We start from the raw sequence: 19,180 nt of genomic DNA on the forward strand, positions 1-19,180 counted from the left end.
TTACAAATAGTTTTCCCATCCCATGGCCTGAACGAAATGGACGGCCGTTAAGTTAATGGTGTTAGACAAGGATTACTTGATGCGGTTGGCCAAATCTTGGATGTCTTCGATATGTTCCGAAAGGACTCGCGTATTTTCTGCGACAACTTGGACGGCATCCTCTATACTTTCTGCGGCCCGCATCACTTCCTGGTTTCCCAGTGATTGTTCTTTGGCAATGGTTTCTAGTTGGGAAGATAAGTCTTTTAATTCCTTTTGTGAATTCACAACACGAGCATTTAATCTCTGTAAGTCGACAAACTTTTCATTAAAACTAATGACCTTATTTTGAATATTCATCATTTCCTTTTCTTGGTTCTGTGCTAGGTCATTGGCTTCTTTTGCCGAATGATTTCCTTTTAAGAGATCCGACTTGGATTTGAGAATGGTTTTGGAAATGATACTGGCATTTGTCGCAGAGTTGTCGGCAAGTTTGGCAACCTCTTGGGCAACAACGGCAAACCCACGACCATGTTCCCCTGCCCTTGCCGCTTCGATCGAAGCATTGAGCGCCAGGAGATTGGTTTGGTCAGCGATTTCTTTCATGATTTGGTTTACATCTTCTACCTTTTGGAAACTAGAACTCACTTCCGATAAAATTGAATTCAAATTTTCCATGGAACCAGTCACCAAATTACTAAACTGAGAGGATTGATTGATTTGTTCTGAGATGGAATCAATCTCTAAACGAACCGATTTCACAATACCTTCGAGGGTTTGGCTTTCTTCATTTAATGTTTCGATTCGATTGTATTGGTCTTTGACAAAAGAAAAAGAGTTTTCTGTAGATTGAGAAATCTCCGTTAAGGAAGCAGAAATTTCTTCAATGGATGCCGCTTGGTTTTGAACCAGCCCATTCAAATCACTCGCAAAAATTTTTAGTGAAGCTACAGATGCATTTAGACTTTCTCCTGTTTCCACCATGGCTTCTTTTTGTTTTTCCATTACCTTAGAATGTGCATCCGACGTATTTTTTCCGAGAACGGCTTCATCCCGAATGGAAATGAGTAATCCAACCATTTTACCAATCACAACCGTTGCCATGATCAGAAAAAAAACTTTTACAATTTCCACAGGCAAAGAAATGGAATAGGCCATCTTATGTGTATCATTGCGGTCAATAAACTCCATACCGGAGATTCCAGAAAGTACCAGAGATCCCACTTGCACAACAACTAACATTGCTCCTAAAACATAAGTTTGGCGGGAAGAAAATAAAAAACCAGAATATAATAGTATAAAAAATGAAATGATATAATTGACTCCATCCTTCAGAGCTGAGGCTGCGATATCCAAATCAATGATACTTTGTCCCCAGGTATTCGAACCAATGAGAATGATATCAATGAAAACAAACCAAAAGGCATAAGGATTTTTTCCTTTTTTTAAAAGCAGGAACTGAGTGAGAGCCACCAACCCATAAAAGAAAGTGGTGAAGAGCATCATAATGAGTTGGTCTCTGTGGAGAGATCCCAAACTCCCAACAATTCCTAAAATAAAAATCACAAGCAGAGTCGTGCGGATGGAATTGATGGTCTTTATGGCTTTTAGGGAATAAGAATCCAGATGCATTTCTAAAGAATTTGAACTTAGTTCATAAAAAGCAAGGATTTCCCCGCAATTTTAGGGTAAAGTCGAAGTTCCAGTCCAAACAGATAAATGCAACAAAATTGCAATTACTCGTTGACAGAATTTCCTCAAAAAAACAAATGCAACTATATTGCATTAAGGAAATTCTATGAAACCCAAAATTCCCGTCACCGTTCTCTCTGGTTTTTTAGGAGCCGGTAAAACTACCCTACTCAACCACATCTTATCCAACCGCGAAGGCCTTCGTGTGGCAGTGATCGTCAATGATATGAGCGAAGTGAATATTGATGCGAAGCTTGTTGCCTCCGGAGGACATCTCAGTCGTACCAATGAAAAATTGGTAGAGATGTCCAATGGTTGTATCTGTTGCACCCTTCGCGAAGATTTACTTTTAGAGATTTCAAAACTAGCAAATGAGGGAAGGTTTGATTCCATTCTCATCGAATCCACGGGAATTTCTGAACCCCTACCTATCGCCGAAACATTTACCTTTGCTGATGAAAACGGAATCAGTTTATCGGATCTAGTCACTCTTGATTCGATGATTACCGTTGTAGATGCGGTTAATTTTTTAAAAGACTTTCAAAGTTTAGATTCATTAAGCGAACGTAATTTAGGTGCCGGAGAGGATGATGACAGGGACATTGTGGATTTACTTGTGGACCAAGTGGAATTTAGCGACACGATCATCGTCAATAAAATCAGTTTGTTATCGGAAGAAAAAAAGAACAGGCTCCTTACCATCTTACGATCGCTAAATGCAGATGCAGAAATTTTGACTACAGATTATAGCAAAGTTCCTTTATCCAAAGTTTTGAATACAGGACGATTTGATTTTGATAAGGCAAGCCAGTCTCCTTTATGGCTAAAAGAACTTCGAGGAGAACATGTTCCCGAAACCGAAGAATATGGAATTAAAAGTTTTGTATATGGAAATAGACGCCCCTTCCATCCGGAACGATTTTATCAATGGTTACATTCCGAAAAACCAGGAGTGGTTCGTGCCAAAGGATTTGTTTGGGTGGCAAGTAAAATGGATTGGGTAATCCTCTACTCGCAAGCAGGTAACTTATCCTCATACAAACCCGAAGGGTATTGGTGGGCCTGCATTCCCGACGAAGATATCCCTGACGATCCTGAAGTATTTCAAAATTTACAAGCGCACTGGTTGGAACCTTGGGGAGACCGGCGCCAAGAGATTGTCCTCATTGGTCGCGATATGGATGAAAAAAAATTAAGAACCTCTCTCGATAAATGCCTGTTAAATGACAAAGAATACAAGGAAGGGCCAGAAGTTTGGGCAAATTTTGATGATCCATTTCCGAATTGGGATGCGATGATTGGAGAGTCAGAAGAAAAATCGATTCAAGAAGAAGAATCAACTCGATAAAAGTTTATCTATTAGTTTTGCCGGTAGAACTAACCGGCAAAATATCCAATCACTCTACTAGATAAAAAATATCTCAAATTTATAAATTCCCTTTTGCCCATTCATTCCATTCTTTTGCTGTACGGAATTTTTGTCCTGTGATAGCAGTTAACGCATAATAACTCAGTTTTCGTTTTTCAGAATCGTCACCGTTGGTGTAAGTTAACAAAAGTGGAATGGACTTTTTATCCTTTCGTTTGGCAATTTCTTCCATAGCAGGTCTATAAACATCGGCATCTTTGGATTTGGTTGCTCCTTCCAGGACTAGACGTGCCTCTTCTGTGGGGATGAGAGCCACTGTCGAAAGGATTTGCGGAGACATCTTTGGTCTGTCAGAAAGTAATTCTTTTAATTTAGGAAGGCTTGTTGGATCAGCAATGGAACCCAGTGCTTCCAAAACATAAACCATAAGTTTGGCATCTCCCTTATCGAGAGCTTTGATTAGATCAGGAACCGCTTCCTTGGCACCAAGAATTCCAAGTGCCCAAGCAGAACCATAGGGCCCTTCCGAATCCCCCGATAATAAAACTTTTCGAAGGATAGGAACGGAAGTCTTGTCCCCGATCCAACCCAATGCTTCTGCAAAACTATCACGTTCGGGTGTGGATGGTTTTTCGAGTAATTCTTCAATACGAAGCCTTCCTTCTTTATACCTTTGTCGGCCGACAATTTTAGCAGCACTCCCCCAACTTTTTGTTTCCTTTCCGTTTAACAGACCAAAGGCTAACTTTGCTGCTTCTTTTGAAGGAATCGAACACAAAACATCAGTGGTATAAAGTTTGGTTTCTGCATCTTCTGAACTTAAAAATTGAAAAACTTGGGGAACTACGGAAGGATTCCCAATTTCGATGAGGGCCATGGAAGCATTTTCTTTTCCTTTGCTATAAGGAAGACCGAGTGCTTTCACAAGCACATCATTTGCATTTTTTGCTTTGATTCTTCCGAGAGCCAAATAAGCCGCCGCAAGAGTTGGAGATTCGTCTTGTGTTTTAGTAAGGCCTAGTAAATAGGATTCAGAAAAACTGACTTTTAATTTTCCGAGAGCCATCGCGTATGTTTTGTCTTTTTCTCGATCTTTATTTTTAGATGCCAGATTCAAAATTTGAGAACCGACAGTTCCAACTCCTATTTGTACGAGTGCATCCACTGTTTGTAAACGGAGAGTCGGGTTTTCGTCATCTAACAAAGGATAAATTCTATTTCCCACAGAAGGATCTTTCAAACGTGTGAGGGCATCCAAATAAACATCTTTGGGATTATCCTTGTCCGACCACATCAAATCGGCGATTGCCATTGAAGAAGATTTGTCTTTTAAATCCCCGAGGGCAATGGCAGCACCCGCACGAACCCCTGGTTCCTTATCTGATAAAAGTTTTTTTAATTTAGGGATGGCTGATCTTTCTTCACGACTGCCTAGTTGGATGGCTGCTTGGGAACGAGTGAAGGTATCAGTTGAATCCAGATTTTCCAATAGTTCTTTTGTGGTTGGTTCTTCTGACACAATTTCTCCTACGGAGTTTGTATCCTGCTTCACCGGGACTGGATCACAATTCAAAATAAGAAAAAGGGCTAAAAAAAAGAAAAAAGAAATCCGATTCGTTTGCATGCCAGACAAATGTATCAATTTAAAAATCTGCCTACAAGTGATAATTCAGAAAGAATGTATGAATTTTTTAGATCCATACATTTCTTTTTCCACCTTCGTTATGAATTTTATTTACAATGATAGTAAAAATCGAATCATACTGGCGCGGTCAGATACATTCAGAGTCAAAAAATATTTTTTACTTTTTTCGGCTTCTCCACCATGCCAAAGAATGGCTTCATCTAAAGTTTTTGCCCTTCCATCATGAAGAAACCTCGACTTTCCGTTGACAGTTCCTAAAAGTCCAATCCCCCAAAGTGGTGCGGTTCTCCATTCTCTTTCATTTGCTTCTCCATCCGCCTTTCCATCACTTAAGTCTTCTCCCATATCATGTAAAAGTAAATCGGTATAGGGACGTATGGTTTGGTTAGAAAGGAGTGGGTTCGAAGTATTCGAAGCCGTAACCATCTTTTCCGTATGACATTTGTTACATCCAGCCATAAAAAAATGTTTTTTACCTGTAAGAATCGCCGTTGTGTTTGCATTACGACGAACCGGTACTGCAACAAGTTGCATGTATTTTGTAATGGCAGTCATTTTTTCTTCTGTAACTTCTGGGTTTCCACCACTAACTGCACTCGAACAAGTCGTTTGCGTAACACTACAGTTTTCTTGGCTAAACATAGGACTTTTGATACCGATATCTCCAGAAAAAGCAGCAGAGTTTTGGCGTATCAGAGTGGGAGCATTTGCCTTCCATCCAAATCGGCCAAGTGATTTTCCACTTCCTGCAAGATCCCAAATGTAATTGGGCCTTCCCGAAATTCCATCACCATTTAGATCCAAAGGATCTGAGCGAGAAACTATCGTTTCCTCAGGAATCGCTTCTAAAAGACCAAGTCCTATCACTTGTTGTGTCAACCGAACTGATGTTTTGTGGTTCGAATCTAAAGGGCCATATCCGAGATTGCTAAATACAATAGTTGGTTTGCGTAGAGAATAGGTGCTTCCGTCCAGGTATGTTCCAGTGATCGTATCGTATTCTAGATGTACATCTCCTTCCGGAGTCACACCAGCCACAGCATTCGGTTGGAACTGTGTGCCATAAACTGGCTCTGGATCGTTTCCTTTTGTACCTACACCTAACCGAACCAAGGTGAAAACTAAAGGATCTCCATCATCTTCTACCGCTCGTCCATTTCCTACGTGACAACCCAAACAAGAATTGGTATGAAAAAAAGGTCCGAGCCCATCCCGGTCTGGTAAACCAGCAGAAAATCCGGGAGTCCAAGGAACTTCAAAGACAGCTTGCCCCACAGTAAAATCGGAGATTGTTGTTAAGGGAGCATTTTTTCCAAATTGAAGGAAGGCACGAGCATCCGTGACAAAACTGGTCATAGACTTTCCTCCAGAGAGTTCTTCCCCTTCTTCAAAATCCCAAGGATATTTTTCCGACTGAGACAACCCAAGTAAGGCCAAACAAGAATCACCAACACAAAGTTTTTTCTCATTCGGACATCCCCATACGGATGTAGAATTGACTACATCCGACAACCCTAGGTTCGTAGAACAGGAGTTTGCTTCTACGAACGCACACCCATAAGAAAAATATACAAAACAGAAAAATAAAAAAAATCTGATCAAAACAAATACCAATATAGAAACCTATTCTGGGATCGTTAGAAAGATTGGGGTTGTAGCCGCCCAAGTTTCTTGTAAATCAGACCTTCCAATGGAACCTTTAAAGTTCCAACCCCAACCATATAGAACTCCGGATTTTAGAATGGCAAAATTATGTAATGCCCCACACCCAAAGTATTGGATGTCTTTGATGCCCACAACAATGTCTCCCGGAGTGTAAAGTTTGGCAGGTGTTGTTTGACCCGTTCCTAAATTTCCACTGGAGTTTGCTCCCCAACCTTTCACTGTCCCATCGCCTAAGATAGCAAAACTCTGCGTTCCGTTCGCCCAAACAGAAACGGCATTGTATAAACCTGTCACAAGAGTTGGTGTAGGAACCGGAGCCGGTGACCCAGTCCCACCGATGCCCAATTGACCACTGGCAGCAAGTCCCCAAGCATAAACAGTTCCATCATTTTTCAAAGCAATGATATGATCACGTCCTGTTGCGATATGGATAATTCCAGAAAGAGAACTTACTTTTTTAGGAGTGCCATTGACTTCCGTAGAAGTTCCAAGAACCCCATCACCCAAATTTCCATATTGGTCTTTACCCCAAACATAAACGTCACCTGACTTTGTCAAGGCGGCTGAATGATCAGATCCTCCAATGACTTGGATGATATCTGTCGGAAGGCCAATCACATTCACAGGGTTTGCAGAGTAAGTTCCTGCCCCACCCGTTCCATTCCCAAGTTGGCCTACAGAATTCGAACCAAAACTAACAACCGTTCCGTCTTTTTTGAGAACGAGCACATGATCAAAACCATATACACCCATTACCGCATTGGTAATCCCAGGAACCTTCCTCGGCGGATTCCTTGGACCTGCATCCGTCGCAGCTGCTTGTAGATCGCCAATATTCCCCATACCCAATTGACCAACGGCATTAGCTCCCCAAGTCCAGACAGATCCATCTTCAGTGATGGCAAGGGAACTGTTTTGGTTGAATCCAATCGAAACAACATTAGAAATTGTTGATAGTTTGGTAATTTTAGGATTGGTAAGATCTCCCGTGGACGTTCCCGTTCCGAGTTGTCCAAAATTATTTCGTCCCCAAGTATATAAACTTCCATTGACCACATAACCAGAGTGAGACCCTCCAGCCGAAATTCGATTTCCAAAATAAGTCAGGACGGTTTTTTTCGCAGAAACACCCGCTTCATTTGTACAATGGACTTGGATCTTATTTGCACCAAGTAAAGGTTTCATAGAAACGGATGAAGTAACTTCTCCCTTTCCTACTGTGATATTTTCTTTTTCCGTTTTATTTTGTAAAACATGACAGGTTAACGAATCTGTTGTTTTTATATTTAATGCCAAATCATATGTTTTGATGATACTTCCGTCTTTTGGAGATAAAATTTCAAATTTAGATCCGACCTCTTTCTGGTTCGCAAGACTCACAAGAAAAATGGTATCTGTCAAATGAGAGATGTCTTCAATGGAAGGTTCTAAATTTTCAGAGGAAGAAAGTTTAAAGGATCCGAGTGTCTTTCCATTGACGTCCTTTACTAAAATTTCGTAACTACCAGTCCCCAAAGAGAGTTGCCAGGAACCAGTGTCTGTTGTGGTAGAAAGAGATTTGGAAAGTCCCTCCGCTTTAGAACTGGTTTGGGCCGCGATTTCTAAACTGGCATTGGGGATAGGATTTCCTGCCCCATCGGTTAGTGTTCCCGAAACCATGGAGAGGTTCAAAGTAAAACCAAGCAGGGCCAAAGCAGCTGGGTCAGTTTCTTTCTTCTCGCAAAAACTAAAAACTGCCAAACAAACAGCCAAAATCAGCGATTTTCCGAAAATGTTTCTTTCTATGTTCATGGATTTGTTCTCCTTAGAGGTTGAGGTCAATAATGAAATCGAGTCTCAAATTCAACTAATTTTTTGAACGATGTTCCTGTCAAGCACAGAGAGAAATTTCCGAACTTTGGTCGGGCATAGGGATCGGGGGAAAAGTATGTTCGTAAAAAAAAGAGGACGGTTTGTCCTCTTTAAAAGAAATCAGGTAAGTTCGAAATGCGGGAATTATGAATTCGGAACTTGGCTTCTCACTTCGCGTAGGCTGGAAAGTTCTGTTTTCCAAAGTTTTAAATCTTTTTCAGCAGAAAGTTTCACGTCACCTGACGGGTGTTTGTTTTCAATCCAATACTCAACCATTTGGATTCTCGATTCCAATTCATTAATTTTAAAATCGAAATAAGCTCTTTGTGTTTTTGCAGAAGGTCTGTCAGTCGCATTCGGTTCTTCAGCAGAAGGTTTGTCTGACCATTTTTCTTTTGCAATCGAAGCAGAAAAACTAGCATCCATCGCCGTAAACGAATCCAACATTTCTATATGTTGTTTTTCTTCAGCTTCGGTCATACTCGTTTTGATTTCACGTGGAATGTAGAAATTCTTTGGATATTTGGCCGCAAAATCTCTCCATTCTTCTTTGATCTCTTCTTTACGATTTGGTTTTTTTTCCAATGCAAACGGCCATAGAACCTCAGCTTGTGCCAATTCCAATTCTTCTGGATTGGGAGCGTCGGCAAACTCTGGATCGTCAAACAACGACTTAGCGTGACTTTCTGAATTTCCGAAATCGGAATCGGTGACATCTACTTGTTGGGTTGTTTTCTGTGCGGAAAACTTCCAAATCACAAAAGAAAACAAAACAAGTAGAAACCCACAAACCGAAATGATACCTATAAACCGTTTATTCATTGTTTAACCTCTTAAGTAAAGATAGAAACTACCCAAGAAATTGCCTGACCAAAGATATTCTCTGTTAGGAATTTTTTTAAGTCTACTGGGTTTCTATTGAGGGAATCGTAATACCAAGCAGTGTATTCACTCACTTGTGGGATTGAATATCCATAACGAGTGTTAATAGCTTTGATTAACTCATTTGCAAATAATGAGTGACCATACATATTCGGGTGAACACCATCTAATCCAAACACACCAGGTTGGTTAGGAAGTGGCCAATTAGCACGAGCATTCCCTGGCGACCAACCATCAGCACTACGAATCGGTCTTCCATTCTCTTTTAAATCGTCAAAAATCACACGTAAATCAGCAACGGCAAATCGCAAAGTAGCTGCTTGTGCTTTGATTTCGTTGTTTAACATATTTAGGAAAGTGGAAATGGAGGCGATTTCATTTGCATCCAAAACTTGGTTAGGATCTGATACAGAATTTCTAAAGAATGCTTTTAAACCTGTATAGTTTGCACGACCATTTGGATCTTTGTAATTTTCTAAAAATGCAATTGAAGTTACGTTAGGAACTGTAAAAAGAACTCCACCTTGCAAACTTCCCATAGCAGACATTCTGCGGAAAAATTCTCTGATGTCTCTTTTGAATCTGGTTTCATCTAAACAATCAGTGGATGTATGTAATGCAGTACAAAGTACATGGTTTGCACCAGCCGATCCGAAAAGGAAAGTTGGTTTTACCTTTTCCATCACTTGCGTTTGTGTTCCCGCATCTCTAAGTCCAAAACGGTGGAATTTATCTGGTTCTTGGCAATCTGCAACAGTCACCCAACGATAAGTATACCAATACCATTTTGCCCAATACCATTCTTTCTCTTGTTTGGTGGCAGTGATGTCTTCACATTTTCCGGAAGTTTTGAGTAGGCTAGTGTATTCAGCCCCAGTGATCCCTGCATGGGTTGGTAAGGAAACAGTCGAGGCATTTCCACCGATGATACTTTCTGCAATACAGAAAACCCCGCAGTTCCATTTCAGCACATCTTCTAAGTTGACGTATGGCCCTTTGAGGACGTTATAAGAAACGGAAGCTCCTGCTTGTTTCGTCACAAGAACAGGGTAAGCCCAATCTTGCGTTTTTTTCTCAACAGTCACCCCAAAGAATCCTTGGCTGAGGGAATCACCGACAACCCCTACTCTTTGGAACATCTGGCTTTGGGTTTGTGCAGAGAGTGATCCTGCGAAAACCAGTGACAATACCAGTCCTTTTGCTATTTTTACGTTCATATTTCCTCCCAATCGGAACATTTTTAACATATTTTATACAATTGACATAGTTTCATGACTTTTTGAACGAGTGTCAAATAATTTATTTCCGAACCGTTGAGATTTTTTGAACGAAGTTCATAGTTCTCCAAAATTCCCTCCCTGATAAAAATCAATCAGTTACAAAATAAATCATATTGCCGTCGTAAGGGGCGTTATGAACGTTGTTTAATTAATACTGAGAGTAACTCTCAATATTAATTAAATGAGAGGAATCTTATGAACAGGAAACTGACTCTAATTTTGGTACTTTCACTTGGTCTTGTACTAAATGTCTGTACCCCCGAAACAAAAAACACAGAGACAAATATGCTCGCAGCTTTGGCCCTTGCGGCGAATGCACCGAGCCAAGCCGCATTTTTGGAAACCTATTCCCAGATTGCTTTTCAAAATTATAGCGATGCCTATACGGATGTAGTGGCTCTCAGACAGAAAGTAACTGCTTTTACTGCCAAAGCATCCCCTACGCTTTCGGAACTAAACGAAATCAAAACCTATTGGAGAAAAGCTCGCCGAAGTTATCTTCAAACAGAAATTTTTCGTTTCAGTCAAGGCCCAATTGATAACCCGGCACTGACTGGTGGTGTGGAAATTGAACCCCTTGTGAACGCATGGCCTTTGGATGAAGGATACATTGATACAGTTGTCCTCACTGGAACAATCACAAAACAAGGATTAATCGATGCAAATGAAGGTGATTGTGCCACTGGAACTTGTCCCGATGGAGATTCCGCAAAAAATATTTCTGTAGGTTGGCATGCCATTGAATACCTGTTATGGGGAGCAGATGCACAAAACAACTTCACTCCAGGGAACACAATTACCCAATCCAATTTTACAACAGCGAACGGATCGGGAAATGCACAAGCCAAACGATCCGCTTATCTTTTGTATTCAACTGAGATTTTGGAAAACCACCTGCTTCAATTGAAAAATGCATGGGATCCTTCTCTTTCCACATCTTATGTTTCTAAATTCAAAACCAGTTCCACCTCTTTTGAAAATGTATTACGTGGGATTGCAAGATTTTCAGGTGGAGAATGGGGAGGCGAAAGGATGACCGGAGTGTTCGGTGGAGAACAAGAAGAAGAACATTCTTGTTTTTCAGACAATACAAAGGCTGACTTTTATTATGACGCTAAGGGACTCGATAACCTATTTAACGGAACTTACACAGGTTCTCAAACCATTAATGGTTACGGTTTGAAAAATCTACTTGGTAATGAATCCAGTTATATTAAGGAAAGAATTGTCACAGCAGAGTTATTTTGTCTAAATGAATTCACTGAAGATGTTTCCTTAAACCAAACTTGTAATAGTTCCATTGTTTCCAGTCGATTCGATCGTATGATTGCAACGGTAAATGTTTCTGGTTCCGCAACAGAAAATGCTGATTACAACCTCTTCCGTTACCAAATCCAACCAGCAGTACAAGAAATTGCAAAAGCACTCCAAAGGTCTGCCGCTAGTTTTGGTGTCTCTATTGGAGACGACGGTTTAGTTCTCGAATAATTGAAAATATAAAAAATGAAATTAAAACACCTTATCCTAATCATAATTCTCGGATTCCTTCTCCAATGCAAAAAAAATGAAGATGAAAAAAACTTAAACACCGCCATCATTTTATCTGCCCTTCTTTCTACTCCCTCTTGTTCTACAGGAGATTTTTTAAATGATCCATGTGAACAATATAGTGGTGGTGATACGACCACCTTTGATTCTACAGAATCTGCATTTGATTTAGAAGCTGCTAATGTTGTGGATCCAAGACGTTCTATCGATTTCCAAGATGGAAACGCAAACTTCAATCGCACCTGGCTTCCTACAGGAAATTCGTCTGTGGCAGGCCTTGGACCAGTTTTTAACAACCGTTCGTGCCAAGGTTGCCATGTCAAAGATGGACGAGGTCGACCTCCCGCGGATGGAACTAGTTTTTCATCCATGCTCATTCGTTTGAGTATTTCTGGATCCAATCCAACCACTGGTGGGCCACTTCCGATGACAAACTTTGGGACCCAATTGAATACCGAAGGAATTTTAGAATTTGGAACAGGAACCCAAATTCCCAAAGAAGGAACGGCTAACATCACTTACACAGAAGAACCTGGAAATTTTCCTGATGGAGAGTCTTATTCGCTACGTAAACCAAGTTATACGATCACTTGGAATGTGGGAGGTGGTGCGACACAAATCAATGTGTCAAATCCTGGCCAAGCCTATCACCCAACAAACAATCCATCCGGAACTTATTTCATTTCACCAAGAACTGCACCTATGCTCCCAGGGCTTGGACTTTTGGAAGCCATTCCTGAATCCACCATTCGTTCTTTTGTCGATGCCAGTGATTCAAATGGAGACGGAATTTCAGGAAGGGCAAACTTGGTTTGGGACACAACACAAGCCAAATCATTTCTCGGACGATTTGGATGGAAAGCAAACCAACCCAACCTAACACATCAAAATGCGAGTGCTTTTCTTGGCGATATTGGACTTACAACTCCCATCTTTCCCAGTGAAAATTGTGCTACCGGACAAACCGTTTGTGCAACAAGCCCATCCGGAAATGGATCTAGCCCCGAAATCTCTAACGAACGTTTGGCCCGAGTTACATTTTATACAAGTCTTGTCAGTGTTCCAGGTAGACGCGGTTGGAAATCAGAGGATGTGAAAAAAGGAAAGGAACTTTTCATCCAAATTGGATGTTCATCTTGCCATATCCCTAGATTAAAAACGGGAGATCATTCCATTGCCGAAATTGCCAACCAAGAAATACGGCCTTATACAGATCTACTTCTACACGATATGGGAGATGCTTTAAGTGATCACCGCTCTGATTTTTTAGCATCAGGGAATGAATGGAGAACCACACCACTTTGGGGGCTTGGGCTCATTGAACGAGTGAATGGCCATGAACTTTTGATGCATGACGGCAGGGCTCGGGGAATTCAAGAAGCAATCCTATGGCACGGTGGAGAGGGAGAACAAAGTAAAAACAATTATAAACTTTTACCAAAAGAATCTAGAACGAAAGTGCTCAGTTTTTTAAAATCCCTATGAAACCATTCAATCTTTTATTAAAAATTTTAACCTTTGGATTCTACATTTTGTTATACAACTGTGGAGTGAATTCAGACAAAACTTCGGAAAGAGCGCAAATTCTCGGTTTGGTGGATACTTATTTAAGAACCTATAGCACTTCCAGTTTACTCAGTGACGTCACGAACAAACTCATCATTCCTAAATATACAAATTTAGATTCAAAAGTGTCTGCCTTACAAACAGCCGCTACGACCTATACGACAAACCCTGATGTTACCAATTTAAACTTGGTTAGGAATGCTTGGATTGAAACCGATTTGGCTTATAGAGAAATTGAATGGGCTTATTTTGGGCCGGCTTATATTCCTTACAATGTTTATCTTTTTCTAGATAGTTTTTCTAAGTCATTTCCCATTGATCCAACAGCTATCGAATCCAAAATCACTTCCAATTTAGCTCCAAATGGTTTACGAGTGGATGGCCTGGATACCGCAGAGTATTTGCTTTTTAAAGATAACATAACAACAACCAACACCGCATTTGCTGATACCAATCGAAAAACCTATCTCAATAAACTCATCCAAGATATCAAAACCCAAACAGGTTTACTCCTTTTCCATTGGGACAAATCTAGGTCGTCTTCTTTTTATTATTCTTTTACCAATGCAGGCAAAGGAAGTCGTGATTATCCCAACACAAAAGATGGACTCACCGAGTTAACCAACCAAATGGTGTTTTTTTGTAATACCATTGTGGATATTAAAATTGCAGAACCATCAGGACTCCGAGCCACTAATTTAGGTGTGAAAGATATCACAAAGGTAGAAACACCGTATGCAAATTTATCCCTTGATTCTTTATTACGAAACTTGCAGGGATTTTCTGATTTAGGGGATGTTGGGTTCTATAAATTCCTTTCACTCCGAAGTGAAACAGTGACCCCAAGACTGCAGAGCCAAATCAAAACCACAACAACTGCTGTAAACTTAGTAAAAACGAAATACGGAACCTTTCAAAATGCAATTTTAACGGGTGGAAGTGACGTAGAACTAATGTTAAATGAATTTAAAAAACTAAGAGTGCTCATCTCCACAGAAGTGATCAGTGCCCTTGGGGGAACCATCGGAGTGAGTTCAAATGATGGCGATTAAAAAAATACACAATGCCGTTCCTTCTTATTCCTTACATTTTTTCCGAATTGCTTACGGGTTTGCAACTTCCCTTCTCATTTTCAGATATTTTTATTACGGATGGATTCATTCTTACTTTATCAAACCAACTTTTTTCTTCAAACATTTTGGCTTCGAATGGATTCATCCCCTTCCTCCGACTTTCACCTATCTTTTGTTTGGGATTCTTCTCATCACAGCGCTTGGGATTTTTTTAGGATACTTTCTTAGATTCAATCTCTTTGTATTTACCATTGGATTTACATGGTTTCATTTTTCTGATGCGACCATTTATTTGAATCATTATTATTTAATTTCGTTACTTGGTTTTTTATTATGGTTATCTCCGGTAAGTAAACGAAATCTCCCTTTATGGAAATGGAAGGATTGGATCCAAACACTAGAACCCATTTCAAAACTTTGGCTTTATTCCTTTCGATTACAGATGGGACTCATTTATTTTTTTGGAGGAGTTGCCAAACTCCAACCTGATTGGCTACTCGAAGCTCTTCCTCTAAAACTCTGGTTATACCAATCAGAAGGAAAACTTCCTTTCCTTGACCCCATTCTCGGCCTTCCCTTAACAGCTTATGTTTTTTCTTGGATCGGTGTGGTCTTTGATTTGAGTATTCCATTTTTACTTTGTACAAAAAGGTTTCGATTCCCGGCTTGGTTTGTTGTTTTATTCTTTCATACCTTTACTTCCTTTTTATTCCCCATTGGTGTATTTCCGATCGTTATGAGTTTGTCTTCTCTGATATTTTTTGATCCCCAGTGGCCCATTGTTTTGATAAACAAAGTTTTCAAAAAACAATCATATACTTTTAAAGAAAACGAATTTCCAGAAGAATCAAAACAACTTACAAAAGCCAATCATTTTGCATTCAAAGAATACCTTCTTCTCACCTATCTTATACTACAAATTACCATTCCTTTCCGACATATTTTTTATCCGGGACAAGTGATTTGGACAGAAGATGCCATTAAGTTTTCTTGGCAGGTAATGGTGGCCGACAAAGTGGGATCTGCCATTTTCTGGATAAACAATCAACCTATTGATCCAAGGGATACACTCACCGACTACCAATATCGGATGATGACCATCCAACCAGAACATATCTTACAGTTTGCAAAGTATTTACAAAAAAAAGAATACGAAAGATCTGGAAAACAAGATTTGCCGGTGTATGTTCAATCTCATGTTTCAATCAATGGAAAACCGGCAAAACCTTTATTTTCACCTAACGAAGATCTAACTAAGATCAAAATCACATTTTTTCCGATGCAAGGGCTCCTTCGATGAAATCTAAATTTGAAAAACTATCTCATTATTTTCTACTATCACTTGTTCTGGGATTTCCCATTTTTTCTCAAACGAATACAGAGGATAAAGAAGCGAAACCTCAAAAAAACGAAGGGATTCATGTCATCGGAAATAAAAAAGAAGATTTAAAAAAAATCCCAGGTTCAGCATATATCATTGATAAAAAATATCTGGAAGAAGCCTCTCCGACAGATCCTATGGAAGCTTTGAGAAGAGTGCCAGGCGCCAGTGTTCGTTTCCAAGATGCTGCAGGCCTAACACCAAACATTGGTTTTAGGGGTGTTAGTAACGAAGAATCCAGAAAAACTTTAATTTTGGAAGATGGAATACTTACCTCCCTTTCTCCCTATGGACAACCAGAAAGTTATTACTCCCCTTCCATCGAAAGAATGGAAAGGATCGAAATCATCAAAGGATCTGGCTCTATTTTATTTGGGCCAAATACAATTGGAGGGATTGTAAACTTTGTCACCAAACGGCCCCCAGTTGAATCCACTTTTTATACAAAAAATGTTGGTGGAGAAAATGGATATTTATCAACTTATAATTCTTACGGCAAAAGTTTTAACTCTAGTTCATTCGAAGTTTCTTTACTTAGAAAACAAGGAAATGGATTTCGAAACTACCAAAACTTTGATGTCACCGAAGGAAATATCAAATGGATTCAAGATTGGAATGAAAACCATAGCACCACGATTAAGTTAGGTTATCATGTGCAAAATGCTCAGTCCACTTATTTGGGTCTCTCCCAAGGTTTATTCCGCATGGATCCCAAAATTAACCCCGCGGAGTATGATGAAAAACAATTGAATCGCAGCCAAACGGTGATTTCTCATAACTGGAAATTGGCAGAGGAACATACTCTCATCATTCGAGGTTATTTTTCGCAAGCAGAACGAAACTGGGCCAGACAAGATTTTTTATCTGGTAAATCCAGCTCAGGAGGGTATTTAAACGCACCTCTTGATACAATTCGTACCTATTCCCCTGGTATTATTGGAAATCGTCCTGGTGACACAATTTATATGCGTGATTCGTATATTAGCCGCGACCAAGCCTTTATGGTGGGAGGTATAGAAACAAAACTTGAATCAAAGTTCTCTACGTTTGGACTCAAACATGAAACAGATTTAGGGGTTCGTATTCATGGAGAAAATAACTTAACACAAACAAATATTAAAAAAACAGATGATCCTTTGGGTTATCTTTCGAAAGCAATCATCCAGGAAGATTCACTCACAAACAATCTGACTCAAACCGCTTTACCTAATTTTAATCTCAACCGCCAAGAAAGAAAAATTGAATCCTTTGCCGCATACTTTCAAGACCGGATCCAACTCTCTGAAAACTGGAAACTCATTCCCGGTGTTCGCTTTGAAGAAGTAAGACAAAAAGCCATTACAACAAGAAGGCAGGCCACAACCGAAGATTACCAGCTAGGTGCCGTTCTTCCGGGTGATGTTTCCGTGAATCGTCGTAGTTCTAGTGAATCTAAAACTCATATCATCCTTCCTGGGATGGGGATTACTTACGACATCACTAAAAAGTTCATTTGGTTTTCTGGAGCGCACAAAGGATTTTCACCTCCTACTTTTGGAACTTCTTTTAGCCCCCAAGGAAATGATTATAGGCTAAAACCCGAAACTTCTACAAACTACGAAACTGGAGTGAGAGGAGACATTACTTCCTATCTATATACAGAACTAGTTGGTTACAAAATGTACTTTAGAGACCAAATCATTAACGTAAATGAGGTTGGAAGTGAAACAGGCATAAGACCAGCAAACACAGGTTACTCAACACATACGGGTGGTGAATCTGTTGTTGTTTGGGATCCAGCAAAAATGCAAAAATCTGAGTGGAGGGTTCCAATTGAACTGATATATTCTCGTACCGAAGCAAAATCTAGAAGTTTTAATCCTTTTCCTGTTTCACAATCAAGTGATGGGAAAGAGACCATTGAAATCCTTCCTGCTTACACAGTAAACAATTACCAATACATTACAACAAATACAACAGGGAACTATCTACCTTATGTTCCGAAAGAAACCATAACTCTTGCTGTCAGCGTATCCTCACCACAAGGTTATTATGGAAGATTGGAATACCAATACATTGGAAAACAATATTCTGATTTATTGAATACAAAAGATGAATCGGAAGATGGAAACAAAGGAATCATTCCTAAAGTGGAACTCTGGAACACTAGTTTAGGATACAGATCTCCCGACAAATGGTCGGTGTTTATCAATGCGAAAAATATCCAAGATAAACAATATGTTTCCGGCAGATTGCCAACAGGAATCCAACCTGGGCCATTCTGCCAAATCAATGTTGGTTTCACATTAGAACTTTGATTTTAACATTAAAAATTGTTCCAAAAGCAATGGATCTATTCCATAGAACAATTTTGAATTAAAAGTATTTACCGACCCGATCAAAGTTTCCAAGTGCGGAGAGGATTGTTGTTTCTTCCCAAACATCAATCACTGCGCCATTGGCCTTCATATACACCAAAACATCTTCTCTATCTAAAGAAGGAACCTTGGTTAATTCTCGCAAAACAAGAGATAACCGATCTGGATCCCTTTTGTTTGGAGAAAGTTCTGCTTCTGATTTAAAATCAAACCTTTCACCTAAGTTTTGACAAAAAGTTTCCCAAATACGAATGGACTCTAATATGGATTCCAGTCGCATCCGATTTTCCATTTCCTTTTGAGTTTGTTCATTCAACTTTTTAATTCCAGATACCATCATCATACGAAGATAATAATAAAGAGTATGACTATTGAGTAAAATTTTACGAATTTCGTTTTCTCTGAGATTGGAAAATATCCCTAGAAGAGTCTGCATCGTCATATTTTTTTCTTCTAATATATCAAAATAGGCTTCCCAAGTCTGAGGATCCAAATTGGACAAAAGATGAATTTTAAGAGTGGGATCCCTGTCCATCTCCTCCGCTAAAGATAAAATTCGTAAACTTTGAGCAGAACCAAACAAAGTCCTTACTTGTAAAAAATAGGAGTTAGAATCAAAATTACCGGATAAAAACTGTTTACCGTATCCAAAATAAATAAACTTCATCAGAAGGTCTGGTGTTAAACTCTCATCATTCAAAAAGTGTTTAGTGTTTTCTTCCGAACGCAACAACCATAAGTATTCAAAAACTAAATCACAGAACTCGTCTTCAACCGACATATGATCAGCCAAAGATTTTAAATCTGCACCTTGTTCGATGGATTGAAAAAAATCTAATAGTTCATTAGGAGATGCATTTTTCCAAAACTCTGATGCCTTCCATCGCATCCT

General features: G+C 39.6%; 13 protein-coding genes. 6 read left to right on the forward strand and 7 right to left on the reverse strand.

Annotated features, from left to right (window positions below; translation table 11 throughout):
- Positions 1 to 72: 72 nt before the first annotated feature.
- Positions 73 to 1,611: a methyl-accepting chemotaxis protein gene (locus EHQ16_RS18940; protein WP_135632871.1), complete on the reverse strand. Its 1,539-nt coding sequence runs from the start codon at positions 1,609 to 1,611 to the stop codon at positions 73 to 75.
- 166 nt (positions 1,612 to 1,777) lie between these two features.
- Between EHQ16_RS18940 and zigA the strand changes: the two genes are divergently transcribed.
- Complete coding sequence (gene zigA, locus EHQ16_RS18945) at positions 1,778 to 3,019, forward strand: zinc metallochaperone GTPase ZigA (protein ID WP_135632873.1); 1,242 nt, start codon at positions 1,778 to 1,780, stop codon at positions 3,017 to 3,019.
- 79 nt (positions 3,020 to 3,098) lie between these two features.
- Here the strand turns inward: zigA and EHQ16_RS18950 are convergent, their stop codons facing one another.
- The 5 genes from EHQ16_RS18950 to EHQ16_RS18970 form a co-directional block, all read right to left on the reverse strand.
- Positions 3,099 to 4,664, reverse strand: coding sequence for a HEAT repeat domain-containing protein (locus EHQ16_RS18950; protein ID WP_135632874.1), 1,566 nt, complete (start codon positions 4,662 to 4,664; stop codon positions 3,099 to 3,101).
- A gap of 111 nt (positions 4,665 to 4,775) precedes the next feature.
- Positions 4,776 to 6,197 (reverse strand): di-heme oxidoreductase family protein, encoded by a 1,422-nt coding sequence (locus tag EHQ16_RS18955; protein ID WP_425269962.1) that lies wholly within the window; start codon positions 6,195 to 6,197, stop codon positions 4,776 to 4,778.
- Between the two features lie 111 nt (positions 6,198 to 6,308).
- Positions 6,309 to 8,141, reverse strand: a complete 1,833-nt coding sequence (locus tag EHQ16_RS18960; protein ID WP_135632878.1) for an RCC1 domain-containing protein — start codon at positions 8,139 to 8,141, stop codon at positions 6,309 to 6,311.
- A gap of 204 nt (positions 8,142 to 8,345) precedes the next feature.
- Positions 8,346 to 9,023, reverse strand: a complete 678-nt coding sequence (locus EHQ16_RS18965) for a hypothetical protein (RefSeq protein WP_135632880.1) — start codon at positions 9,021 to 9,023, stop codon at positions 8,346 to 8,348.
- Between the two features lie 11 nt (positions 9,024 to 9,034).
- Positions 9,035 to 10,330, reverse strand: coding sequence for a hypothetical protein (locus EHQ16_RS18970; protein ID WP_135632882.1), 1,296 nt, complete (start codon positions 10,328 to 10,330; stop codon positions 9,035 to 9,037).
- Positions 10,331 to 10,558: 228 nt separating this feature from the next.
- Here EHQ16_RS18970 and EHQ16_RS18975 point away from each other — a divergent pair, with 228 nt between their 5' ends.
- The 5 genes from EHQ16_RS18975 to EHQ16_RS18995 are packed head-to-tail and all read left to right on the forward strand — an operon-like array spanning position 10,559 to position 18,228.
- Entirely contained in the window at positions 10,559 to 11,851 is a 1,293-nt protein-coding gene (locus tag EHQ16_RS18975; protein WP_135632884.1) for an imelysin family protein, read from the forward strand.
- A 15-nt stretch (positions 11,852 to 11,866) separates the two neighbouring features.
- Positions 11,867 to 13,396 carry a di-heme oxidoreductase family protein gene (locus tag EHQ16_RS18980; RefSeq protein WP_135632886.1) on the forward strand — a complete coding sequence of 510 codons (1,530 nt, stop codon included), beginning with the start codon at positions 11,867 to 11,869 and terminating at the stop codon, positions 13,394 to 13,396.
- Positions 13,393 to 14,529, forward strand: coding sequence for an imelysin family protein (locus tag EHQ16_RS18985; RefSeq protein WP_135632888.1), 1,137 nt, complete (start codon positions 13,393 to 13,395; stop codon positions 14,527 to 14,529). The genes EHQ16_RS18980 and EHQ16_RS18985 overlap by 4 nt, the downstream gene beginning before the upstream one ends.
- The gene (locus tag EHQ16_RS18990) at positions 14,516 to 15,850 is read left to right on the forward strand and encodes an HTTM domain-containing protein (RefSeq protein ID WP_244242145.1); all 1,335 of its coding nucleotides are present in this window, start codon (positions 14,516 to 14,518) and stop codon (positions 15,848 to 15,850) included. Before EHQ16_RS18985 ends, EHQ16_RS18990 begins: the two co-directional genes overlap by 14 nt.
- Positions 15,847 to 18,228: a TonB-dependent receptor family protein gene (locus EHQ16_RS18995; protein WP_244242146.1), complete on the forward strand. Its 2,382-nt coding sequence runs from the start codon at positions 15,847 to 15,849 to the stop codon at positions 18,226 to 18,228. Before EHQ16_RS18990 ends, EHQ16_RS18995 begins: the two co-directional genes overlap by 4 nt.
- A 58-nt stretch (positions 18,229 to 18,286) precedes the next feature.
- On the opposite strand, the gene EHQ16_RS19000 is transcribed toward EHQ16_RS18995, so the two are convergent.
- Entirely contained in the window at positions 18,287 to 19,177 is an 891-nt protein-coding gene (locus EHQ16_RS19000; RefSeq protein WP_135632890.1) for an LBF_1199 family protein, read from the reverse strand.
- Positions 19,178 to 19,180 lie beyond the last annotated feature (3 nt).

Source organism: Leptospira kanakyensis (assembly GCF_004769235.1).
Taxonomy (GTDB): domain Bacteria; phylum Spirochaetota; class Leptospiria; order Leptospirales; family Leptospiraceae; genus Leptospira_A; species Leptospira_A kanakyensis.